This is a genomic window from Sporomusa sphaeroides DSM 2875 (genome assembly GCF_001941975.2).
GTDB classification, from domain to species: domain Bacteria; phylum Bacillota; class Negativicutes; order Sporomusales; family Sporomusaceae; genus Sporomusa; species Sporomusa sphaeroides.
Genome location: NZ_CP146991.1, coordinates 2,515,482 through 2,536,875 on the forward strand (window position 1 = coordinate 2,515,482; position 21,394 = coordinate 2,536,875).

The 21,394-nt window shown below is 45.1% G+C and carries 23 protein-coding genes; 6 read left to right on the forward strand and 17 right to left on the reverse strand.

The window, feature by feature from the left end; all coding sequences use genetic code 11:
- Window position 1: 1 nt before the first annotated feature.
- From modA (SPSPH_RS11830) to SPSPH_RS11840, 3 genes are read right to left on the reverse strand one after another with little or no spacing between them, the layout of a single operon-like run.
- Window positions 2-814, reverse strand: coding sequence for a molybdate ABC transporter substrate-binding protein (gene modA, locus SPSPH_RS11830; protein WP_075755862.1), 813 nt, complete (start codon window positions 812-814; stop codon window positions 2-4).
- Between the two features lie 39 nt (window positions 815-853).
- Entirely contained in the window at window positions 854-1,663 is an 810-nt protein-coding gene (gene modA / locus SPSPH_RS11835; protein ID WP_233138816.1) for a molybdate ABC transporter substrate-binding protein, read from the reverse strand.
- 13 nt (window positions 1,664-1,676) lie between these two features.
- On the reverse strand, window positions 1,677-2,480 hold the full coding sequence (locus SPSPH_RS11840; protein WP_075755863.1) for a quinolinate phosphoribosyl transferase: 804 nt from the start codon (window positions 2,478-2,480) through the stop codon (window positions 1,677-1,679).
- Between the two features lie 271 nt (window positions 2,481-2,751).
- On the opposite strand from SPSPH_RS11840, the gene SPSPH_RS11845 reads away from it, so the two are divergent.
- Entirely contained in the window at window positions 2,752-3,723 is a 972-nt protein-coding gene (locus SPSPH_RS11845) for a substrate-binding domain-containing protein (RefSeq protein WP_075755864.1), read from the forward strand.
- Between the two features lie 98 nt (window positions 3,724-3,821).
- Here SPSPH_RS11845 and larC read toward each other — a convergent pair whose 3' ends face one another.
- From larC to SPSPH_RS11860, 3 genes are all read right to left on the reverse strand, one after another.
- Window positions 3,822-4,370, reverse strand: a complete 549-nt coding sequence (larC, locus tag SPSPH_RS11850) for a nickel insertion protein (protein WP_075755865.1) — start codon at window positions 4,368-4,370, stop codon at window positions 3,822-3,824.
- 28 nt (window positions 4,371-4,398) lie between these two features.
- On the reverse strand, window positions 4,399-6,186 hold the full coding sequence (locus SPSPH_RS11855) for a hypothetical protein (protein WP_075755866.1): 1,788 nt from the start codon (window positions 6,184-6,186) through the stop codon (window positions 4,399-4,401).
- Between the two features lie 410 nt (window positions 6,187-6,596).
- Complete coding sequence (locus tag SPSPH_RS11860) at window positions 6,597-7,886, reverse strand: IS110 family transposase (protein ID WP_075756315.1); 1,290 nt, start codon at window positions 7,884-7,886, stop codon at window positions 6,597-6,599.
- Between the two features lie 503 nt (window positions 7,887-8,389).
- Here SPSPH_RS11860 and SPSPH_RS11865 point away from each other — a divergent pair.
- A complete protein-coding gene (locus tag SPSPH_RS11865; RefSeq protein WP_075756316.1) occupies window positions 8,390-9,613 on the forward strand; it encodes an IS110 family transposase in 1,224 nt (407 codons plus the stop codon).
- A 173-nt stretch (window positions 9,614-9,786) separates the two neighbouring features.
- On the opposite strand, the gene SPSPH_RS11870 is transcribed toward SPSPH_RS11865, so the two are convergent.
- The 5 genes from SPSPH_RS11870 to SPSPH_RS11890 all read right to left on the reverse strand — a co-directional run bounded on the left by SPSPH_RS11870 (window position 9,787) and on the right by SPSPH_RS11890 (window position 14,812).
- Window positions 9,787-11,097: an MFS transporter gene (locus SPSPH_RS11870; RefSeq protein WP_075758221.1), complete on the reverse strand. Its 1,311-nt coding sequence runs from the start codon at window positions 11,095-11,097 to the stop codon at window positions 9,787-9,789.
- Between the two features lie 37 nt (window positions 11,098-11,134).
- Window positions 11,135-12,115: a lipoate--protein ligase gene (locus tag SPSPH_RS11875; protein ID WP_158027127.1), complete on the reverse strand. Its 981-nt coding sequence runs from the start codon at window positions 12,113-12,115 to the stop codon at window positions 11,135-11,137.
- Between the two features lie 39 nt (window positions 12,116-12,154).
- Window positions 12,155-13,849: a dihydrolipoyl dehydrogenase gene (lpdA, locus tag SPSPH_RS11880; RefSeq protein ID WP_075758219.1), complete on the reverse strand. Its 1,695-nt coding sequence runs from the start codon at window positions 13,847-13,849 to the stop codon at window positions 12,155-12,157.
- Window positions 13,850-13,945: 96 nt separating this feature from the next.
- Window positions 13,946-14,389, reverse strand: a complete 444-nt coding sequence (locus SPSPH_RS11885; protein ID WP_075758218.1) for an OsmC family protein — start codon at window positions 14,387-14,389, stop codon at window positions 13,946-13,948.
- A gap of 18 nt (window positions 14,390-14,407) precedes the next feature.
- Complete coding sequence (locus tag SPSPH_RS11890) at window positions 14,408-14,812, reverse strand: cupin domain-containing protein (protein WP_075758217.1); 405 nt, start codon at window positions 14,810-14,812, stop codon at window positions 14,408-14,410.
- 217 nt (window positions 14,813-15,029) lie between these two features.
- On the opposite strand from SPSPH_RS11890, the gene SPSPH_RS11895 reads away from it, so the two are divergent.
- Window positions 15,030-15,404, forward strand: a complete 375-nt coding sequence (locus tag SPSPH_RS11895) for a winged helix-turn-helix transcriptional regulator (RefSeq protein ID WP_075758216.1) — start codon at window positions 15,030-15,032, stop codon at window positions 15,402-15,404.
- A gap of 74 nt (window positions 15,405-15,478) precedes the next feature.
- On the opposite strand, the gene SPSPH_RS11900 is transcribed toward SPSPH_RS11895, so the two are convergent.
- Window positions 15,479-15,883 carry a cupin domain-containing protein gene (locus SPSPH_RS11900; protein ID WP_075758215.1) on the reverse strand — a complete coding sequence of 135 codons (405 nt, stop codon included), beginning with the start codon at window positions 15,881-15,883 and terminating at the stop codon, window positions 15,479-15,481.
- Between the two features lie 66 nt (window positions 15,884-15,949).
- Window positions 15,950-16,213, reverse strand: a complete 264-nt coding sequence (locus SPSPH_RS11905) for a TIGR03905 family TSCPD domain-containing protein (RefSeq protein ID WP_075758214.1) — start codon at window positions 16,211-16,213, stop codon at window positions 15,950-15,952.
- Window positions 16,214-16,449: 236 nt separating this feature from the next.
- Here SPSPH_RS11905 and SPSPH_RS11910 point away from each other — a divergent pair, with 236 nt between their 5' ends.
- The 3 genes from SPSPH_RS11910 to SPSPH_RS11920 all read left to right on the forward strand — a co-directional run bounded on the left by SPSPH_RS11910 (window position 16,450) and on the right by SPSPH_RS11920 (window position 17,718).
- Window positions 16,450-16,830: a winged helix-turn-helix transcriptional regulator gene (locus tag SPSPH_RS11910; RefSeq protein ID WP_075758213.1), complete on the forward strand. Its 381-nt coding sequence runs from the start codon at window positions 16,450-16,452 to the stop codon at window positions 16,828-16,830.
- Window positions 16,831-16,950: 120 nt separating this feature from the next.
- A complete protein-coding gene (locus SPSPH_RS11915) occupies window positions 16,951-17,241 on the forward strand; it encodes a hypothetical protein (protein WP_075758212.1) in 291 nt (96 codons plus the stop codon).
- A 273-nt stretch (window positions 17,242-17,514) separates the two neighbouring features.
- Window positions 17,515-17,718: a TOBE domain-containing protein gene (locus tag SPSPH_RS11920; RefSeq protein WP_075758211.1), complete on the forward strand. Its 204-nt coding sequence runs from the start codon at window positions 17,515-17,517 to the stop codon at window positions 17,716-17,718.
- Between the two features lie 85 nt (window positions 17,719-17,803).
- Here the strand turns inward: SPSPH_RS11920 and SPSPH_RS11925 are convergent, their stop codons facing one another.
- The 4 genes from SPSPH_RS11925 to asnS all read right to left on the reverse strand — a co-directional run bounded on the left by SPSPH_RS11925 (window position 17,804) and on the right by asnS (window position 21,251).
- Window positions 17,804-17,980 carry a hypothetical protein gene (locus tag SPSPH_RS11925; RefSeq protein ID WP_158027126.1) on the reverse strand — a complete coding sequence of 59 codons (177 nt, stop codon included), beginning with the start codon at window positions 17,978-17,980 and terminating at the stop codon, window positions 17,804-17,806.
- Window positions 17,981-18,047: 67 nt separating this feature from the next.
- Window positions 18,048-18,524 (reverse strand): superoxide dismutase family protein, encoded by a 477-nt coding sequence (locus SPSPH_RS11930; protein WP_075758210.1) that lies wholly within the window; start codon window positions 18,522-18,524, stop codon window positions 18,048-18,050.
- Window positions 18,525-18,644: 120 nt separating this feature from the next.
- The gene (locus SPSPH_RS11935) at window positions 18,645-19,892 is read right to left on the reverse strand and encodes a pyridoxal phosphate-dependent aminotransferase (protein WP_075758209.1); all 1,248 of its coding nucleotides are present in this window, start codon (window positions 19,890-19,892) and stop codon (window positions 18,645-18,647) included.
- A 66-nt stretch (window positions 19,893-19,958) separates the two neighbouring features.
- Window positions 19,959-21,251, reverse strand: a complete 1,293-nt coding sequence (gene asnS, locus SPSPH_RS11940) for an asparagine--tRNA ligase (protein ID WP_075758208.1) — start codon at window positions 21,249-21,251, stop codon at window positions 19,959-19,961.
- Window positions 21,252-21,394: the final 143 nt, after the last annotated feature.

The window sequence follows — 21,394 nt, forward strand, 5'->3', positions numbered from 1 at the left end:
CTTATTGGCCTGAGCCGACAAAACTAAAACCGTATTTCTGAAATATTGCTGCACTTTGCGGACCACATAAATAGTCTAAAAAGGCGGCCGCCTCTTTAGGATGCTTAGAATTAGTCATAGCTACCGCCGGGAACATAACCGGCGTATGCGAACCATCAGGCGCAACAACGACGACTTTTACTTTATCACTCAGCGCTGCTACCGTCGAAAATGCAATACCGGCATCAACATTTCCTGTTTCGACATAGGAGATGATGGTACGAACGTCTTTAGCCTGGACAGCTTTATCTTTAACGGCTTCCCATACCTCAATGCCTTTAAGCAATTCCATGGCATATTGGCCAGCCGGCACTGTTGCCGGCTCGCCCATGCCAAATCGCGTAACTGTTTTTAAATCCTGAAAACTTTCAATTATCAACTGTGAATTCTTAGGAACAATCAAAACCAATTTGTCATTCACCAGTATTCTTCGGGTAGAAGGTACTACAAGGTTTTTACTTTGCAACTCATTGATCTGCTTCATAGAGGCAGAAATGAACAGGTCGGCAGGAACACCCTGCTCCAGCTGCTTTTGCAAAACTCCGGAAGGCCCAAGATTGAGCACCAGCTTCACATTTGCGTTAACTGCTTCATATTCTGTTTGAATTTCCTGTAAGGCATCTTTTAGGCCAAGCGCGGCAGAAACATTAATTTCAACCGGTTCTGCAAGTTTAGCCGGCCTGTGAGCCACAGGCTCCACAGCCCAGATGGTTCCGGCAACAGCCAAAACTGCAACCAGTCCAAACAGCAAATGAACTGCAGCATTCCTTCTCATGGTAAACTCCCCCCTGCACTACCTTAAACAAGCTGTCTGCTATTTACCCATCGTAAAGCCATGTTTTTCAAAGACGGTTTTGCTTTCTGCACTAAACAGATACTCAACAAAAGCTTCGGCTGCTTTTTGCTGTTTAGTACCGGTGGTTACAGCCACAGGATAAACTATGGGCTGATGGCTTCCTTCCGGCGCAACGGCGGCAACTTTCACTTTGTCACTGAAAATGGCATCTGTCTTATATACAATCCCGGCCTCTACATTGCCTGTTTCAGTATAAGCCAGTACGGTACGTACATCTTTGGTGAAAACTACCCGGTCTTTTATTGCATCCCACAATCCTAATTTTTGTAATACCTGTTGGGCATACTGACCGGCAGGCACTGTGGCTGTCTCACCAAGCGCAAGCTTTTTCACTCCGTCCTGAGTTAAGTCTTCATATTTGGTTATGTTCAGCTTTGATTCTTTAGGCACAACAACAACCAGTTTATTCTCAACCAAATTTTTGCGGGTGGCTTTGTTGACTAGATTTTTTTCTTCCAATTCGTTCATCTGTTTGGGAGCAGCTGAAATGAAAATATCTGCAGGCGCACCCTGCTCGATTTGCTTCTGGAGGGCACCGGAAGCCCCAAGATTGTAAGCAAGTTTAACATTCGGGTTTTTAGCCTGATAGTTCTTTTGAATTTCCGCAAGTGCATCCTTAAGACTCACTGCCGCCGATACATTAATTTCTACCGGCTGTGCTTGCGCTGCCGGTGGAGCTTGTTTTTCGCCGCCACAGCCAACCAAGCTAAAAATAGCGGCTACTGCCAGGGCCAAAACAACAAACAGTCTTGTACTCATTTTCCCCATCTTTTCTTCCCCCTTAGATTCGCTCTATCCGGCAGGTAAAATCCAGCGGATAGGCATATAGTACAGAGCTAAGTACAATGAGATCAACAAACCCGGCGAATTTTTTCACCGTGTCCAGTGTGATACCTCCGGCCACCCCTATTTGGAGTTTAGGATTCATTTGCCGCAGCTCCTGCACAACCGGTTTTAACGTTTCGGCTTCAAAATGATCAAGCAGCATAACATCTACGCAGGAAGCATAGCGGAAGGCTTCCTCCAGATTGCTGGGTTCAAACTCAATCTTATGCTGCATGGAATACAACTTTTCAGGCAGGCTGTCCAGCATCCTCATGTGGTTCTGTGTTATCAAAATAGTATCACTTAGCGAATTGCGATGATAAATAGCGCCACCATCCTGAATAGCCCGCATTTCATCCAGCCTCATTCCCAAATGAGCTTTGCGACAAGCCACCACAATCTGAATATCGGGATTGACTTCTCTGGCTGCACTGACAAGCTTATGAGTTTGCGTAGCAATAGCTGACATCACTGTCAGGTACGTTTGACATATCCGCCATAACTTAAACAGTGTCGTTAGTTCGCCATGGGCCTCAATAATGACTCCGCCTTTAGCTACTGGGGTCCCCGCTTCCTTGCAATCAACGACCTGGAGTTTCTTGCTCTCAAAAAACTCTTTAAGGCGCGGCGTTCCGGATATGATAGCATCTTCCCGTGATATGAACCGAAATTTTCCCAATCCGCTGATCCCAAGCAATTCTGTCGTTATATCCCCATACGGACAGTCTTCATTCAGCCCGGCTGTCAATGAATCAAACAAATACCTTACCCCCTTTCAGGCAAAAAACAACTAACATAACCGAACTATACCTAAAACAGTAGATACTACCGTACTCTTCTTTAATTAATATCATCGAAAAAGCAAAGGCTTGGCTTACCGTTTAAAATAAAAAACGCAAATGCAATTCATTTCAACTAATATAAACTAACAAAAACGAACATAGCCTCTATGGTGTTATTATATTATTTGTTGTATGATATTGGCAAGAGCTTGCCAGCAATTAATATAACTTTTTATAGAGGTGCATATTATGAGTGACACAACGTCCTACACCCCCGCAGAAGTTGCCAAAATCCTGAAGATCTCTCGCTTCACCGTCTATGAAATGATTAAGCGGGGCGATCTTGCGGCCTATCACATTGGTCGCAAAGTCCGGGTCGAAGCACCGGATTTAGAAGTCTATATCCAAAAATCAAAGAAAACTGCATTGTCCCGGAAGGGCGCTGCCCAGCCACCATTAGACGACCCGGGCGCCGAACCGGACAGCTTTATCATCTGCGGGCAAGACATTATCCTTGATATTCTAACCCGGCATCTCGAAAGAGCACTTCCCCATATCCGTTGTTTTCGCAATTATGCTGGCAGCATTGACGGGCTGTTATCCCTGTATCGCGGGACTGCTAATGTCGTTACTGCCCATTTGTGGGATAGCGATACCGACACGTATAATACTCCTTATGTACGCCGGTTTCTGCCAGGGCACCGTACAGTGGTCTACAACCTGGCTTATCGCAATACCGGTTTTTACGTTGCCAAAGGCAATCCAAAAAACATCAGCCATTGGCATGACTTAAACCGGCCTGATATAACGCTCATCAACCGGGAGCGCGGGTCCGGCGCAAGAGTTTTGCTTGACGAAATGCTGCACGTGCTTGCAATTGATTACCGCCAGATAAACGGCTACTCCCGGGAGGAAATGAGCCATCTGGCAGTCGCCAGTTGTGTGGCCAGAGGCGAAGCCGATGTCGGTATCGGTATCGAAAAAGCTGCACTGCAAGTCAGCGATATTGATTTCATTTTTCAAAAAAAAGAGCGTTATGATATTGATTTCATTTTTCAAAAAAAAGAGCGTTATGACCTTGTCTTGCGCCGGGAGGATGCGGATAAGCCACATTTCCAGGCGCTGTTAACCATTATCCGTTCCGATGTATTCCGTAACGAAGTAGCCGGCATGGGCGGTTATGACTTGTCCCAAACTGGTCAGCTTATGGGAAATAGTTAAAAAAGGCGGGTCGCAAACGATTATTTAAAAATCGTCTTGCGACTCGCCCTTTTTTGACTACTAGCAAGAAAAATATTATGAAATGGAACTTTGCAGTTTCACCGGCTGGGATTCTTATCCCGCAATTTACTTTTGTCTACTGGTTCAACATGTATTGCAAACTCCGTATTCTTGAAATAGCTTACTGCCTGACTCTCAATAATCTGTTTTAATTCATAAAAGGTAATGCCTGCACCCGAAGCTTCAAACGCTTTTGCCGCTTTCTTCACACACTCATACTCTGCCCGGGCAGTGAGTGGATTATCACGGACATCTTTGACTAACTTGACATTTACATTATCTTCCCAAATTTTATTCCCTGTTCCATCCTGCAAGGTTACCTTCATCGTCTCGATAGAGTATTTGTAAGAGATATGGTCGACATTAAACTGCCTGATACCCAAGGTTCCTAATTCAGCAGCAAGATAGCCGCTGACTATATCTACATTTCCCTCAGGTGTATCAATTAGCAGAATATATTCCGGCCTCCCCTTTTTGGTCATCGCATTCACCACATGGACATTGCCGGCTCCTTTTGCCATTAACTGTTCAATTAGGTATGGAACGTGTTCAGCATTTACATTGTCAACGGTAGTCATTAAAAGCATAACGGCAATCCTTCCTTATTCTCCTCGTTTAAGCTTCAATAATCTCTAAAGCAAGTTTTGCAACCCGTGTTGCCGCAGCCTTTCCTCCAGGGATGCCGGCAGTAACATATGCCGCTTTTTCAGCAATAGTTGCCGCCTCAGCTGGCGTATAGAGTTTCATTGCCGCAGCTATGGCAGCAGGTACAACAATATTCATAATACAAACTCCTGAAAAGGCAATTTCATCCATTATTACAGCACCCAGTGGTGCTGCCCATTCAATATCAGGTCGCTCCCCTTTGCATATTTGGGGTATAATGTCATGGACAAACCCATGCATCACAGCCGTCTTATCACCAAGAGTCACACTAATATCAATCAACGGATCAAACGCCCAATACTTTTTCGCGAGGTTGGCAGTTCTTCTTGCGCCTGGTGCGATTTTTAGTATTTTAACGTGGGTCTCACTGCCTGTCATATCACTAAGAATTCTATCGGCATGTTTTTCCATATATGCAATACGTTCTTCATCCAATGCGCGAACTACTTCTTCCAGCGTTTTCCCTGCCGATAGTTGGGCAAAAGCAAACTCCGCGCGCGAATGTAAGGCTTTGGCTCTTGCGGGCTCGGTTGCATTGATTAACATACTAGTGACAAGACCATTGTTAAGTTCATTAGCTTTTCTTGCTATTGTATTTATACTGAACAGCGCCACTTCCGGATTAAATGTAGTTTGAGCACGTTCTTCAGCAATCATTTTTGCCACTTTCTCGGCATCCCCGTTATGTTCAAATAATGCCTTCATCCCGATAATGGCATAAGCCCCGATATGTCCGAGTGGTGTATTGACAGGACTTCCTGAGAATCCTGAGAGCATTTCAGTAAAAGCAGCAAAAATTTCATCAAAAGCCATCATGCCGATTACAGAAGGTCCGCCGATATCCTTGATAATTAAACCGACATCACCGACAACTTTTGCAGTATCATATTCCTCTCCGGTAACTTTTAAATGGATCTTCTCCGGTAGCCCTGCAGTTTCGACAGCCGACTTACCCACCAAATAGGCCGAGCTTGTCCGGCCATATTGCCCGCTTGCTTCCGGCACCTCAGCATCCGGATGGATGATTTCCAGAATCGCGGCAGCACCTAATACAGCAGAGATAAAAGGCTTGGGTTGCATCGCAGCACCGGCCATGGCATCAAGCATGGCTTGTGTACCAATACGTGCACCGTTTCGTGCCATCTCCGGCCAGATAAAATCTTCCCCCAATGCACTATGCCCATATACTGGGCCGCCAGCCACAAACATGGGTATCTTTCTACCGTCAAAGGACGTCAATCGTCCCTCCATCATAGCCTGATTAATGGCCACAACCGCAGGAAATCCGGAGATTTTATTATTCATTTTAGCTGTGGGAACTGCGGCGACACCGCTTCGATCCACCTGAGCCAACATCCGGGCAGTAGCCCCCAGCTTCCTGTTTCCGGCCGGTATGCCAACCTGTGCCTTAGACCCTGCCAAATACATAATGCATGCTACGATTAATGCGGCGTTTGCACCATCAGCTCCGGAATGTTTTGCCGTTTTGATTGCTTTCTCCATGATATCATCAATCGGCAGTCTGCGGGCATCGGCAAATTCAATGGATAGGCTCCTGCCTCTGAGCACTTCTTCGGTGATAACGTTGACCACAGTATGAATGGCCATATTAACCATACCGTGACCACCTGCCAACGCTTCGATTCGATCGTTGGTCAAATTTGAGATATTAGATACAGATGCCATTTCTGCGGCAGAAATTACTCGGCTTTTCTCGCTAGGATTTATTGTAGTCATATGCTATATCTCCTCCCTAAATAATCTTGAGTTTTCTTTCCAATACTCCCGTTTTCACAGGATTACGCAAGGTTAAACAGAGCGTATGCAGGCACGGAGAGCGTCGAACGCCTAATCCAGCGGGAAAGAGGCACAGCAAAGCCAGCATCAAGTGTTTTTTGATGACAGGCCAAACGGTAAACCACATTTCCCGCAGCAGCAAACCTCCCATGTCTAACAGGGTCGTTGCCCTCAATTCCTTCGTTCTGCTTGCCTGCAAGGTGGTGTCAGTCGTGCTCGTATGCCGAGTCGTTGCTCTGATGGAGAATTTTGATGACCAACTACCGGCTCTGTTTTTGTTTTGCAAAATACTGATGGACGGAAGCCCGGTGCATCCCCGCGACGCTTCAGGGAGCAGCTTCCTGTAACGGTTACGCCGCTTGCTGCGGCTGGTTCCTATGAATATCCGCAAGCAGTCTCACGGGGTCGTAAGCGCAGCCTTTTGTCGAGACCGCGTAAAACACTCGGATGAGCTTACAACTCATAGCAATAATGGATTGTTTTTTCTTCAACGGGTTCTTTTCCCTGGTTGTATAGTATTGATGCAGTTGCCGGAACTCTGGGCTGCCATGCCATCCAACCAGCATAATGGCGGCCCGGAACAAAACCGTTCGCAACCGGGAGCGTCCCCGTCTGCTGATGCCTGTTTGTCCCTTGAATTTGCCGGAACTGTTCTGCGTGATGGCAAGACCGGCCAGCTTTTGAATCTGCCTTGGCGAATCGAACCGTCGGACGGCGCCGACCTCTGCGAAGAACCCGGCCACGGTCACGAGGCCAATACCGGGGATTTTCATCAACTCGGCTACCGCAGGTATTTGTTCGCACAATGCCTCTATCATGGACATGATTTCCGCAAGCTGCTGGGCCTTGGCGTCGTAATCTTCCAGTAGTAGCTTCAATTCTGTTCGGGCTGCTCCCATGCCGTCCCTGCATCCGATGCTCTTTTTAGCCGCCGCATACAGGTTCTGGGCACGCTTCTTTCCCACCGCCCGCAGTTTCATGCGTCGCCAGATGGTGTTGATACCGTCCGGCCCTAAAGCAGCCAGGTCGGCGGGAAAGGGGGCTTCATGCAGGATCGCCATACTACCAGTTTGGCTGAAATTTACAAAGACACTTCGATATTCGGGAAAATAAATTTTCAGCCACCGCTGGATTTGATTCTTCGCTATCACCATCTCCCTGATAATACGCTCACGGACATTCATCGCTATCCGTAGGTCGGCGTATACGCCCTCTGGGATATATGGCTCGCAGTAGCGCCCCTCCAGTACCAATTTGGCAATGACCTTCGGGTCTTTCAGGTCGCTCTTGCTCGGGTGGTTGTCATCCAATTCCTTGCTTTTCTTTACATGGTGCGGATTTACCAAAACCAACTTGATGTCGCTGTCTTTTAGATATTCCGCCAGCGTGAACCAGTAGTGGCCCGTTGGCTCTGCCCCGATGACAACCTGATCCTTGCTGTTTTTCGCCGCTACATCCCATATCCATGAGGTCAGGAGCACAAAGCCCTCCGCATCGTTTTCAAAATGGAATGCTTTGGTCAGTTCAATCCCGCGCCAGTCGAACGCTCGTGCCCAATGGCTCTCGCTGGCGATATCCACACCGACCACCATTGTGCTTTCTGTCAATTGACGAATTTTTTCGTTCTGTGTTACACTCATTTTGGATACTCCCTTCAATGCTATGCTCGTTTTTTAATTAGGGCATTCGGCAACTCTGTTGCTGTTTGACCCTGCTTGGGGCTTGACCCCTTTGAGCTAATTGTAGGGAGTATCTTCTTTTTGTTCAATCGCCGTTTTTAACCGTTTACAGGAATGCTCGTATAATAAGTTTTGCGAGGGGATTTTTATGCCCCCGCAGATAGTAACAAGCCAACCGGCCTGCCCATACCCATGATAAAATTGACCTTGTGTCAATCAGGTTAAAGTTCTTCATTCTCCTGTTGAGCCGAAAGGCTGCTTCAAAAAAAGTCTGTTCCCCTGAACCGGAAGTTAGCTTCAAACCGCCGGCTGTTTGCCAGGCAACAGGCAGCCCGTTTTGCAGTACGGGTTCGCAACGGCCTGTTCCCGGCTGGATTCTAATACGCGAGGGTGTGGATGCTCCGGTATCATGGGTATTGCCAAGCCGGTTGACTCAAAATTCATCCAGGAAAGAAGGTGAAACTGTGAATCCATTATTCGTTGGCATTGATGTAGGCAGCCGTAATAACGCAGTATACATCATGTTGCCAGACGGCTCCAAACATAGTTCCTTTTCGGTCCAAAACAACCTCGGCGGGGCGCAGACTCTCTCCAAGCGAGTGGTAGCCGCATTGACGGAGAAGAACCTGTCCGCCGCCGTGATTGGCATGGAAGCCACTTCGGTTTACGGCAATAATCTGCTGTATTTCCTGCGGGAAGACGGCGCTCTGGGGCGGTTCGAACGCAAATTGCATGTGCTCAATCCCAAGCAGGTTAAAAAGTTTAAGGATGCCTATTCTGATTTGCCCAAGAACGATCTCATAGACGCCTTCGTCATCGCCGACAATCTTCGCTTCGGCCGGATCACTGCCCCGGTCTACATGGACGATTACCGTTACAAAGCTCTGCAAAACCTAACCCGCGCCCGCTTCTTCGCTGTCCAAAATCTCACACGGGAAAAGCAGCGGTTTATGAACTATCTCTTCATGAAATGCTCCGGTCTCACCCAGGAGAAGATTTTCTCCGATAATTTCGGGGCGACGGCGCTGGCGCTTTTTGAAGAGTTTGAAACCCCAGATGATATGGCCAACATGGATATTGACCAACTGGCTTCTTTTATCGCGCACAAAGGGAAAAATCGCTCTCCGCGACCGCTGGAGATTGCTAAAGCGCTACAAGCTGCCGCTAGAGGCTCTTACCGTCTCCCTAAGACGGTCACTGACTCCGTAAATCAGGTGTTGGCCCTATCCATTTCCTCCATGCGCGCTATGCAGTCTCAGATTAAAGCCCTAGATAAAGAAATTCAGCGCCAGTTTGACAACATCCCCAACACATTGACTTCGGTTCCTGGTATCGGCCCCGTATTTTCCGCTGGTATCATCGCCGAAATCGGCGATATCAACCGTTTTAATGGACAAGCCGCTCTTGCTAAATTTGCCGGCCTTGCCTGGTCTCAGCACCAGTCCGGTATGTTTGAAGCTCACAATACCCGCCTCATCCGCTCTGGCAACCGTTTCCTCAAATACTACTTGTGTGAAGCCGCCCATTCTCTCGTGCGTTGCGACACGGAGTACAAGCGCTACTATGACCTTAAATTCAAAGAGGTCAACAAGTATCAGCATAAACGCGCACTCGCTTTAACTGCCAGAAAATTGGTCAGGTTAGTCTTTCGACTGCTGAAAGATAACCGGCTTTACAAACCGGCGTAGATTTCTACGCCCCCTTCACTCCCTGCTGTTAAAAAATGGGGCAGGCAGGGTTTGTTTGCTATTCCCTTTTTCGGCCACTCTAACGATCAATCTGCTCATTTCTTTAAATCTTTCGCCTTTTAGGGGCTTGACATTTCACCGCCGGACTTTTTATTTAAAATAGAAAATATAAATTATGCGTTCTTAACATCCTGCATAGCATCATGCTTTTTTTCTGTATTACCAGTCGCAACCCCATTGTCTAACGTTAGGATAAATAAACCTGCGATGGCAACAGAAATAGCCATTCCGATATACGCCCCTTGAAATGAGCCTGTCGCATTTTTCATATAACCGGTAACATATGGCCCAACCCAGCCGCTGATTAAGCCGATAGAGTTAATTAAGCTTGTCGCGGCGGCAGCAGCCGAACCGGATAAGAAGGTAGTCGGATAAGACCACCAGATTCCCAGTCCCACATATAGTCCTAATGCACTAAGACTGACAAGTACAAGACTCATCCAAGGATTCGTAACAAACGGCCCGGCACCCATCGCAATAGCACCTAAGAATAACGGCAAAGCCATGTGCCAACGTTTTTCCCCTGACTTAGAAGAAGACATCCCCCACAGATTGAAACCAAAAAAAGCGATGGTCATGGGTATGGCGATAAGCCAGCCCATCTGGGTGTTAGACCAACCAGATACCGCTTTAAGCGCAGTGGGCATCCAGAAGTTGAATCCCCAAAAACCAGTCATCCACAAAAAGTAGATTCCAGCAAGCTTCAGCACTTTTTTATTCTTACAAGATTCCCAAATGGTAAATTTCCGGACTGAGTTTTTTGCGGCAACTTCCTGCTCGTATTCTTGGGTCAACAGCTCTTTCTCTTCTGATGACAGCCAAACAGCATCCTTAGGCGAGTTTGGCAGCCAATATAAATAGGCAATACCTAAGACAACAGCCGGAATCGCTTCCAGGATAAATAAGGTTTGCCAGCCCTTGAGCCCCCAAATGGAAACATCTAATAACCAACCGGCGAGTGGTGCGCCAATAACTCCTGATAAGAGCATGGACGATAGAAAAAGGGACATAGCTGCCGGTCTCTCCTTGGTATTAAACCAGCGCGGCATAATAACAGCATAAACAACAGGAAAGAAGCTGGCCTCTAATGCTCCCAGTAAAAAGCGCAGGATATAAAACTGCGTGGCATTTTGCATAAATGCCATGAACGCTAACACCACTCCCCAAACCACCAATATGACAGCAAGCCAGGAACGGGGACCTCTGCGTTCTGCGATCAGTGTCCCTGGAACGCCAAACAGCATATAACCGAAAAAGAGAATACCGGCTCCCATTCCATATTCTTCAGCGGAAAATCCCATATCCTGATTCATACTTAGCGCCGCAAAGGCAACATTGACTCGATCAAGATACGAAATGATTGATCCAATAAACAAGGGAAGAATAACATAAAAGTATTTTCTTGCTTGTAAGCTTTTAAACATGTAAGAACCTCCTTGTAATAAGATTGCAACTTGTTATTTAAACTAATAGAGCACAGAAATCCCCTGCAGTCACGCCGTAGATATACCGTTCAATGGATGTCTGCCCAAGAATCTCCATTATAGCTGATTTTTCATGAGGACAGCCGCGTAAAGTGTCAGCTAGTTCGGTAATATCCTCAAGGCCAAAGAAATCTCCAAAAATAGTAATTTGTTCAATTTTACCTTCGCTGATTTCCATGCGGACATCCAAAAATCCATGGGCAAACTTCTGGCATTTTTTCCATGAATATTGAGGCGAAACACCATATTGCCATGCCCAGGAAGCATATTTGTGGCGAGCTAGTTCACGGACAGCCTTGGTTTCCTGCGTACTCAGCGTATACGGCTTTAAGTCGGGAACAGCCTGCAAAAAATACGCTTGCAGTGCCGAGCAGAATTCCTCCACGCTGATCTTTTCCTCTAGCTGCTGCAAAATGGTAGTAACGCGGCTGCGAATCGATTTTATGCCTTTACTTTCTATTTTTGCAGGATTGGGGCGCAGTACATCGGTAAGCGCAGCTAAATCAGATGAAAATAGGATACAGCCATGATGCAGCAGCCGTCCATTCACAACTGCCTGGGCATTGCCGCAGATTTTCTGCTCCCCGATACATAAATCATTTCTGCCAGAAAGAGTTGCTGTAACTCCCAGTGTGTTGAGAAATGCAATAATCGGTTGTGTGAATTTTTCGTAATCTCCGAATATGTCTTGGGCGTAAGGTATGATTAGGGTATAGTTTACATTGCCAAGATCATGATAAACTGCTCCACCGCCTGTTAGGCGGCGAGCTACCCTGATATCTTCACGCTGGACATAATCTAGATTAATTTCTTCCAAAGTATTCTGATTTTTGCCGACAACCACTGTCGGCCTATTTCGCCACAGGCACAGAACATCTTCCTGGAGATTTGTCAACAAATATTCCTCTAGCGCCAGATTATAATAAGGATCAAGTGAATTGTTTTGTACCAGCAGCAAAAATAGCATCCCCTTTGTAGTAAATGGCAGGCAGTATTCTTATTTTAGATAATCCTTCTGATGTAAATGAATGGCTGTATTAGTCAAGCCTGATGCACATTCGAAAATGGCTTCACTAGTGGTTGGATGCGGGAAGATAACACTGGTTATATCCTTATCAGTAAGACCAAATCGAATGGCAAATGACAGTATGTTAATTGCCGCATCTGCATCTGGCCCAATAATGCTTGCGCCGATAATCTTTTTGCTGGCACTGTCTTGTATCAATTTTACAAACCCATTGGTCTCATTCATAATCAGTGCTTTGCCGTTGGCGTAGTAAGGGAATTTGGCAATTTGGAACGCGATTTGCTGTTTTTCGCATTCTGCTTCCGTCATGCCGACTGCCGCTGTTTCTGGATTGGTGAAAATAACATTAGGCACAACAGCATAGTCCATTTTCTCCGCATGGCCCAAGATATTGTTTACAGCACAAAGACCTTGATGGGAGGCCACATGAGCAAGCTGAATCATATTTGCAACATCACCAATTGCATAAATATGCGGAATATTCGTCTGCATGAATTCATTCACTTCAATGCCGCGTTTCTTTTCCCACAGTCTGATACCTGCTTTTTCTAACTGCAGCATATCCAGGTTCGGCTCGCGACCAATGGAAATCAGTACTTTTTCACTTGCCAATCTAAAGAGCTCTTCTCCCTGCTGATAGGTTACGATAGCCTGGCCGTCAATGCTTGCTTCAATGCTTGTCACTTTGGCAGAGGTGTGTATTTGTACCCCTTTGTTTTGTAAAAACTTTTGCAGTTCGCCTGAGACATCCTTGTCCAGCATAGCAAGAATATGATCTAAAAATTCGACGACATGTACTTTTACACCCATACTGACAAAAATCGAAGCGAACTCCATACCGATAACGCCGCCGCCAACAATTGTAATGGAAGACGGGAGCTGCTCCAAATCCAGCACAGATTGGCTGTTCAATACAAGCGGAAGGTGTGCTCCCGGGATGTGCAGTTGCGAGATTTTGGAACCTGTAGCAATAATAATGTTATTAGCAGTTACGTGATAGATGGCATCAGTTGCTACAACATCAACCTGCTTATCAGAGCAGAACAAGGCTTCCCCGCGCAAGACAGTAACTCCGTGCTCACGCAGTAGCGAATCCACGCCGCCTTTCAATTGCTTCCGCACTTCATTTTTACGGCGGAAGGCCTGGGCAAAATCCACTTTGGCGTCTTGTACATGAATACCATACAGTTCGCTTTCCGCAATCTCGCGGAATAACTGGGCGGTTTTGACAAATGCTTTGGTAGGGATGCAGCCTTCATTAAGACAAGTGCCGCCAAGCTCACCTTTTTCAACAATGGTGGTTTTGATCCCGGCTTGCGCTGCGCGGATGGCTGCGACATAACCGCCAGGACCTGCACCGATTACCAATAGTTCGCAGTTAGCATCAATTTCTTTAGTAATACCAGCACTATTTTCATCTGCTGCCGTTCCCTTTAGAGCATCAGCTACCTCAAATAGGACATCGTCTGCAGTTACCTTGTCACCTTGGGTGACAAAAACCTTTTGCACGATTCCGTCAATTGAGGACACAACAGGAACAATGCCTTTCTGCGTTTCATATTCCATGAGCTTGTCCCCAGACTTCACACAGTCGCCTGCTTTCACAGTAACCGCTCCTACCGTGACAGGAGATGGGCCCATAATAAATCCGATTTTAATTTCCATGATATAATCCCCCCAGTAAAGTGTAAAAGGATAAAATAGCTGCCCCGCCGCATTACTCCGGCAGGGCAGCTTACTGTCACATTGCCGGGAGAAGTATCAAACCATTGTCAATTTGACTTCAGACATAGCTGCACTATTACGAATTGTGGAACCGACCGGGCATTTTGCTTCCGCAAATTCTACCAGTTGACGAATGCGTTCTTCGGGAGCAGAACTCTTGACAAAGAAGTGATAGCGAATGCTTTGAAAGCCTGTCGGCATTGATGGATCAACACCTGTCAAACCATCATTATTCATGTCACCCTCTACTTCTACCCGAATATCGGTGATAGGAATGCCTTGCATGGATGCAAAAATAAATGTGGTGATCGCCAAGCACGAACCGAGACTTCCCAAAAGTAGTTCAACCGGAGTATGGCCAAGATTGGTGCCGCCGGATGTTAACGGTTCGTCAACCAAGGTTTTAAGTCCGCGAGCCTCAAATTCCATGCAAACTGCGTTTTTTTGCTGTATAGTGACTTTATGGGTTTTCATTGGCATATAGTGTTCAACTCCTTATTAACAGAAACTAAATTTTTTCTGTTCCGGGCTGGCGGTAAGAGGATTTACATCGCCTTCTTTGGGAACGATGCAGATAATCACAAGCTGCTCAGTCTCAGAAGTATTCCAGAAGGTGTGAGGGATGTTACCAGGCACGAACATATAGGAACCACCGGCAATATCGTACTCGGTGTCGCCAATGACAAATTTCCCTTTGCCGCCAACGCACAAAGCCTGGTGTTCCCAAGGATGCTGGTTTTCCGGTGCCACAGAACCGGGAGCTAATTTGAAGCAGCGCATGACATGGGTATCCCAAAATCGGCCTGGCCCAAAAATAATGCGCTTTTCAGCTCCTTTAATAAATTCGGAACAGTCGATTAACGGCAATTCATCAATTTTACCAACATACTTAACATTTTCCATACATAAAACCTCCATTTTTTAAGCAAATGCAAGCCTTTCTAAAGGCAGATTTTTATCAATGCCTTTACTATATAACTGCATAGTCTTGCGTTTGACTTTTATTATGTATTCAATATATAATCTAGATGATTCTTTTACAAGTACGCACATTTTTGTGACTGGATACGCACTTTTTGGTAACTGGCTAGCGTTAATTTTTTATCTGGGGGGAATTAGCATGACTCCTGAAAGTTGTCCCATCAAAACCACCTTGTCCATGATTAGCGGAAAATGGAAGCTTACCATCATTAAGGAACTGCTCACCTACGAAAGTATACGGTTTGGTGAACTTATGCGCGCCATCCCCAATATCTCCCATAAAGTCTTGACAGATCAGCTGCGGGAGCTTGAGGACGATGGACTTGTTGTGCGAATCGACTATCAGGAAAATCCCCCCAGAGTGGAATACTCGCTGACAAAACTGGGGGTCGGCATGGTTAACATTATGAAAGAAATCCGCCGTTGGGGATTGTTCCATCTGCTGAATAATAAGAAAAATCCTGTTCGTTGCTTAAAATGCGAACAGTGCCAGAACAATCCCTACGGATGCTAATTATAAAAAACAAAACAGACGATTCTACTTTTTGAATCGTCTGTTTTGTTTTTATTACAGATATACCACTATTATCAAAAACTGCATTCCTGGTGAGTGGGCCTAGCAGTAGTAAATGGATTTACGTCTCCACCTTTGGGAACAATGCAAATAATAACAAGCGGTTCTTTATCCGAAGTATTCCAGAAAATATGAGAGATGTTGCCGGGAACATGCATCCAGTAACCATTGGCAATATCATACTCGGTGTTCCCAACTATAAATTTTCCTTCTCCGCCGATGCACAGAGCATAGTGCTCCCAAGGGTGCTGGTTGGGTGGTGCCACAGAATAGGGCTCTAATGTAAAGCAACGCATAACATAGGCATCCCCAAATCGATCCGGGCCAAAAACGATACGCTTTTCAGCCCCTAAGATGAAATCAGAGCAATCGACTAGTGGGAGATCATCAATTTTGCCAACATACTTGCTATTCTTCATGAATAAGCCCCCTGAAATTGCTGTTTTTTTCTGCAAAAGCTTGAGATATCTGGATCTTTTTCATACTCAAGCGTTTGGTACAACCTGAGATACGGCCTGCTGTCTTAACGCTATCGCCAGTTGCGCCGGACAAGATGTATTTTTCCCTCCACATTTTATCCCTTCGAGTCTATTAATAACCTCCTCCACTTTCATTCCTTCAACCAAACTGCCGATACCTTGTAGATTGCCATTACAACCACCTAAAAAAGACACTTTCCTAACTATATTATCCTGAATCTCAAATTGAATTTTTTTTGAACATACACCTCTAGTTTCGTACTCGAACATTATATCTCCTGCCTTATACAGATTTTATAAGTTTAGTCCATTGTTCTATTTTGTTAATGGAAACTTTAACTTTAAATATACCTTAACCTTACAATGGTGTAAATATTAATAAATTGATTAGTTACTATGAAAAAACATAGCATAAAATTTCGGCTTATATAAGATTTCCCAGTATATTGACACTATCATTTTCCGTTGCTATAGTTACTATAAAATATAAGGTACGGTGATTTACTATGAAATATGAACCCAAACTAGAAAAAACATTTATGTGTCCTCTCGAATATGGACTTGATATCTTTGGCGGCAAATGGAAATCAAGAATAATCTGTGTTCTGTCTGCCCACAGCGTTATGCGTTACAATGAACTTAGAAAAGAGCTTGCCAATATAACTGACGCTGTGCTCGCTGCTATGTTAAAGGAGCTTATTGCAGATGAAATTATTAGCCGCAAACAGTATAATGAAATACCGCCAAAGGTCGAATATTCTTTGACTAAAAAAGGACAGTCTGTATTACCCATTCTTCAGAGCATTTGCCTTTGGTCACGACAACAGACCAAAGACCAATTAAGCAAAAAGCTCCCGCCTTGTAAAACATGTGATCAGCTATTATAACGCCATTACTATTAAAATTATTAGATACTTATAAATTTACTAACATATTTGCTACTCCAACTTGCCTTGTTATACTTTGATTGTGGTTAACTTATCAACAAAGTACGTGGAGGTAATGACATGAGTGTAAAAGCATATTTGGAAATTACGATGGTCATTGAGAGTGCCAAACGGCCAGCAGCAGCAAAGGTTTATACCGATTACCGGCAACCTTTCCTAAACCAAATCAAAGGAGCCCAGACTAAAGAGCTGCTTGTCCGTGACGAAGATGTACAAGTTCTTCATGGCTTTGATAGCGTTGAAAATGCAAAAGCCTATCTTGACACTGAAATGTTCAAAAATGATGTCTTTGTCGGATTAAAACCACTCTGGAGCGCCGCCCCTGATGTAAAAATTTATACTGTCGCTTAAAGCACATACCGTAACAAAAACATTTGTTGTAACAGTTGAATATCGGCAATGTACAAGATCATAATGCCAAAAAGGACACTGTCGTGAACGTTTTTATAAAATGTTCACGACAGCTCCTTTTTTTGTTTATTTTTTATTTTTTTAGTTAAAACTGTAATATTGTTAGCTGTAGCCATGACGATGTGTTTGTTTTTCCTGTTTTTTTTCATAATTTTCCATGTTATAATTTGTTATATAAAGTAAATTCAAAATAAAAAGGAGATTGATTACATCATGAAAATCAGCGGCAGAAACAAATTAGAGGCAACAGTAAAAGAAGTGGTTAAAGGTTCTGTGATGGCAAAGGTTGTTATGGATTATAAAGGCACCGAACTGGTAGCCGCTATAACTGTCGATTCGGTAGAAGATTTGAAGCTGGCTCCTGGAGATAAGGTTACTGCGCTGGTAAAAGCTACTGAAATGATGGTGCTTAAATAATCATTTCCCCTAAAAACAAGAGGTCAGCTTTCCCTGTCACTAGGGAAAAGCTGACCTCTTGTTTTAGCGGTTTTCCACTTTATCTTTACTGCAGCATTTTAAACAACCTGTAAACCAGTAAGGGGACAGGCGCTTTTCTTACCACCAGCCGCATACCTAGCGAAATAAGAAATAACCCTCCCAAAATATGCACAATCCAAAAACCGGTGCGGGGAAACGCAAGTGTGGATTCACCCATTAAGTTGTTTTGATGGCAAAGCATAGCTATCGACCTCCTTTGCACTAGTATTTCCCGCACCGATGTGTTCAAACAATGGTAAAATCTTATATTAACTATCCTGACATCTTCTGATTACCCCGCAGGCCAGCCGTCGTCCAGAATTACCTGACGGCTGGGTTCGATAATCATCAGGACTTTCATGAATAATAACCGCCTTGCCAATAACTTCGGCAACGGTAAATTTATCGGTAAAAAAAGACATATAGGCAAATCCCTTGTTTGAAAAAAGTACAGGAAAATCACCGGCATGGTTGCCATGCGGCTGATTACCAGGATTCCAGTGTCCGCCGGCTGCCATAAAAGGATCATCCGGATCTCCCACTTTGCAAGTTCCCCGTTCATGAAGATGAAAACCATGAGGTCCGACCGGCTGTTTTCCGTTACTTGCCGGCTGATAGCGGGGTAAGCCCCAAACCTCAACAGTGACCTTGGTACCGCCTCGTACACTGCGGAAAGTTACCTCTCCTTTAATTTCAGGCGCAAGCGGCCCTCCCCGAAGATAAGCAATCGCTAAATTGTCAGCCATTTTCTCACCTCATCTACATTTCTCAAAAGTATATTATATTTTATGTAATAAGAGGTGACCTGGTGAAAAAAAAAAGATTGCTGCGCTAACGCGAAGCAATCTTGCTTTTGGTTTTAGGTGTTACTTTTCAACCACTGCCATGGCCTGAGCCATTTTAGCAGCCATGCCGGTAATTTTGGCAGACGGTACAGCGCATACGGCTACGCGAACACCTTTAGCCAGTGGTACGGCAAAAATGTGATCCTCATGCAATTTATCACATACCGCTTCAGGATTATTGGAAGGAATAGTCAGGAAGAAACCTGCGATATAGGGCAGCATATGAAGGTTAGCGGCTTTAGCCTCACGGACAAAAATTTCCGAACGTTCACGAATCATTGCATAATATTCGCTGCGCTCTTTCTCCACCTGAGCTAGAATGGCCTTATCATTGTAAATAGTGGATAACAGGCGCATGCAGCCGCGGTTGATATTAGACCAGGTCGCCCGGCTGGTGAATTGGTTAATATCAGCAAATTCCTTGATTACATCTTTGCTTTGAGAAATGCCAATCATGGCTCCGGTACGCTGACCATACATCGTATAGCCTTTAGACATGCTGAAGGCTAAAATAACGAGAATATTATCAGGAAGGTTACTGAATTTTTTCATGAAGGCACGGCATTCGTTTTTTTCACCCGCATAGTCAAGATATGCAATATCCACCAAAAGGACAAGCCGTTTTGATTGATCTTTTGCTGCCGCCTTGGCTACCTCCAATACGCCGTCCCATTCGTTATCTGCCAAACTGTAACCGGTCGGATTATGAGCCGGAGTATTGATTATGGTCACCAAATTGTTTTGTTTGGCTAAGAGTTCGGTAACTTTGCTTTCAAATGACTTAATATTAAAGTTTTGGTTCTCGTCAAACAGGGTGTATGTATCCAGCTTGCGCAGCGCATCTTCACACAATACTTTGTAGGGGCCCCAATACCAGTCAGAAGTAAGCAAAGTATCACCAAGCTCGGTATAGTTGGCAATTGTATGATGAAGTACGCCCGAACCGCCGGAAGTGGCTACCGCCTCGGTGTAAGCATCAGGACGGTTATCGGCAAAGGCTAACGCTGTTGCTGCATCCAAAAACTCAGGCAGGCCGGCAATAGGCGCATAGTTGATTACTTCAGTTATTGGCAGGCTACGGTATACTTTTTCCACAGTAGGCAGACAAACCAATGCCTCATTGTCATCTAAAATTGCACCAATGGTGGCATTTACCACCATTGCTTTGCCATATTGGGCAACATCCTTATTAGCGGCAGCGGCCGCTCCGAAAATTTTGTCTGTAGCAAATTTACCTCTCGCATGTGTTGCGGCAATACTTACTGTCATATTATCTCCCCCTATATATACTTTGTTTTTAAATTATCCTCTGTTTTTTATTGTTTAGCTGCAGTCTCACGGATACATTTTATGAAGCATGCGCGGGAAAGGTATCGTCTCGCGTATGTGCTCCAAACCACACAGCCAAGCCACCGTGCGTTCAAGCCCCAAACCAAAGCCGGAATGTGGCACAGTGCCAAACCGGCGCAAGTCCAAATACCACTCAAACGCAGCTTGGGGCAGTTTGTGCTCCGCAATACGCTGCTCCAATAATGCCAAATCATCAATGCGCTGGCCGCCGCCAATAATTTCTCCATAGCCCTCAGGGGCCAGGAGATCGGCGCCTAAAACCACTTGGTGATTATCAGGATCGGGTTTCATATAGAAAGCTTTAATTGCTGCCGGATAACGATGTACAAATACCGGTGCGTTAAAGTGGTTGGAAATAATGGTCTCATGCGGTGCACCAAAATCATCGCCCCAGGTAAACTCTTCACCCGCCTGCTTTAACAGCTCCACAGCCTCAGTGTAGCTAATGCGCGGGAACGGCGGTTTGATAGCTTTCAGCTTTTCTATATCGCGTTCTAAGGTTTTCAGCTCATTTTGACATTTGTTAAGGACACGCTGGACAACATAACAAATCATTTCTTCCTGGAGCTCTATGTTGGCATCCAGGTCGAAATAAGCCATTTCTGCCTCAATCATCCAAAACTCCAGCAAATGCCGGCGAGTTTTGGATTTTTCCGCCCGGAAAGTGGGACCAAAACAATATATGCGTCCCAAAGCCATGGCGTTTGCTTCATTATAAAGCTGACCGCTTTGTGATAAATAGCCTTTTTCACCATGATAGTCAATCTCAAACAAGTTGGTCGTGCCTTCACAAGCCGCCGGCGTAATAATCGGCGCGTCGGCCAGGACAAAGTCACGCTCATAAAAAAAGTTTCTCAGTGCATGTTCAATTTCTGAGCGGATACGTAATACGGCAGCCTGGCGTGGCGTACGAATCCACAAATGGCGGTGTTCAGCCAGAAAATCCACGCCATGCTCTTTATGGGTAATAGGATAGTCCTCAGCAATGCTGACTATCTCCAGACCGGTGACTTGCATTTCGTAACCGCCCACCGAACGCGGCTCCTCGCGGATAATTCCCGTTAATTTGACAGCACTTTCCTGAGTAAGTTTTTTGGCTTCGCCAAAAAGCGTTTCACCCACTTCCTGCTTAACGGCAACTCCCTGCATCAGTCCAGAACCATCCCGGAGAATAATAAAAGTAATTTTTCCGGAAGAGCGCTGATTGTACACCCAGCCCTGCACAGTTACTTGTTCACCGACATGGCTGGATAAATGTTTTATTAATGCCGTTTTCACACAATGCACTCCTTCTTCAAATAGGCCCAAATAAAATTCAAAACGTACGGATTTAAACCTATTATATACTTATTCTGGTTATACCATTATATTTCCTGTTTAAAATTTGGCAAAAAAGAGTTTTTTTATAAAGAAAACACGGC

What these genes read in the sequence shown, in the direction of transcription:
- modA (WP_075755862.1), bottom strand. Translation starts at nt 814, where the DNA reads ATGAGAAGGAATGCTGCAGTTCATTTGCTGTTTGGACTGGTTGCAGTT.
- modA (WP_233138816.1), bottom strand. Translation starts at nt 1,663, where the DNA reads ATGGGGAAAATGAGTACAAGACTGTTTGTTGTTTTGGCCCTGGCAGTA.
- SPSPH_RS11845 (WP_075755864.1), top strand. Translation starts at nt 2,752, where the DNA reads ATGAGTGACACAACGTCCTACACCCCCGCAGAAGTTGCCAAAATCCTG.
- larC (WP_075755865.1), bottom strand. Translation starts at nt 4,370, where the DNA reads ATGCTTTTAATGACTACCGTTGACAATGTAAATGCTGAACACGTTCCA.
- SPSPH_RS11855 (WP_075755866.1), bottom strand. Translation starts at nt 6,186, where the DNA reads ATGACTACAATAAATCCTAGCGAGAAAAGCCGAGTAATTTCTGCCGCA.
- SPSPH_RS11860 (WP_075756315.1), bottom strand. Translation starts at nt 7,886, where the DNA reads ATGAGTGTAACACAGAACGAAAAAATTCGTCAATTGACAGAAAGCACA.
- SPSPH_RS11870 (WP_075758221.1), bottom strand. Translation starts at nt 11,097, where the DNA reads ATGTTTAAAAGCTTACAAGCAAGAAAATACTTTTATGTTATTCTTCCC.
- lpdA (WP_075758219.1), bottom strand. Translation starts at nt 13,849, where the DNA reads ATGGAAATTAAAATCGGATTTATTATGGGCCCATCTCCTGTCACGGTA.
- SPSPH_RS11885 (WP_075758218.1), bottom strand. Translation starts at nt 14,389, where the DNA reads ATGCCAATGAAAACCCATAAAGTCACTATACAGCAAAAAAACGCAGTT.
- SPSPH_RS11890 (WP_075758217.1), bottom strand. Translation starts at nt 14,812, where the DNA reads ATGGAAAATGTTAAGTATGTTGGTAAAATTGATGAATTGCCGTTAATC.
- SPSPH_RS11895 (WP_075758216.1), top strand. Translation starts at nt 15,030, where the DNA reads ATGACTCCTGAAAGTTGTCCCATCAAAACCACCTTGTCCATGATTAGC.
- SPSPH_RS11900 (WP_075758215.1), bottom strand. Translation starts at nt 15,883, where the DNA reads ATGAAGAATAGCAAGTATGTTGGCAAAATTGATGATCTCCCACTAGTC.
- SPSPH_RS11905 (WP_075758214.1), bottom strand. Translation starts at nt 16,213, where the DNA reads ATGTTCGAGTACGAAACTAGAGGTGTATGTTCAAAAAAAATTCAATTT.
- SPSPH_RS11910 (WP_075758213.1), top strand. Translation starts at nt 16,450, where the DNA reads ATGAAATATGAACCCAAACTAGAAAAAACATTTATGTGTCCTCTCGAA.
- SPSPH_RS11915 (WP_075758212.1), top strand. Translation starts at nt 16,951, where the DNA reads ATGAGTGTAAAAGCATATTTGGAAATTACGATGGTCATTGAGAGTGCC.
- SPSPH_RS11920 (WP_075758211.1), top strand. Translation starts at nt 17,515, where the DNA reads ATGAAAATCAGCGGCAGAAACAAATTAGAGGCAACAGTAAAAGAAGTG.
- SPSPH_RS11925 (WP_158027126.1), bottom strand. Translation starts at nt 17,980, where the DNA reads ATGCTTTGCCATCAAAACAACTTAATGGGTGAATCCACACTTGCGTTT.
- SPSPH_RS11930 (WP_075758210.1), bottom strand. Translation starts at nt 18,524, where the DNA reads ATGGCTGACAATTTAGCGATTGCTTATCTTCGGGGAGGGCCGCTTGCG.
- SPSPH_RS11935 (WP_075758209.1), bottom strand. Translation starts at nt 19,892, where the DNA reads ATGACAGTAAGTATTGCCGCAACACATGCGAGAGGTAAATTTGCTACA.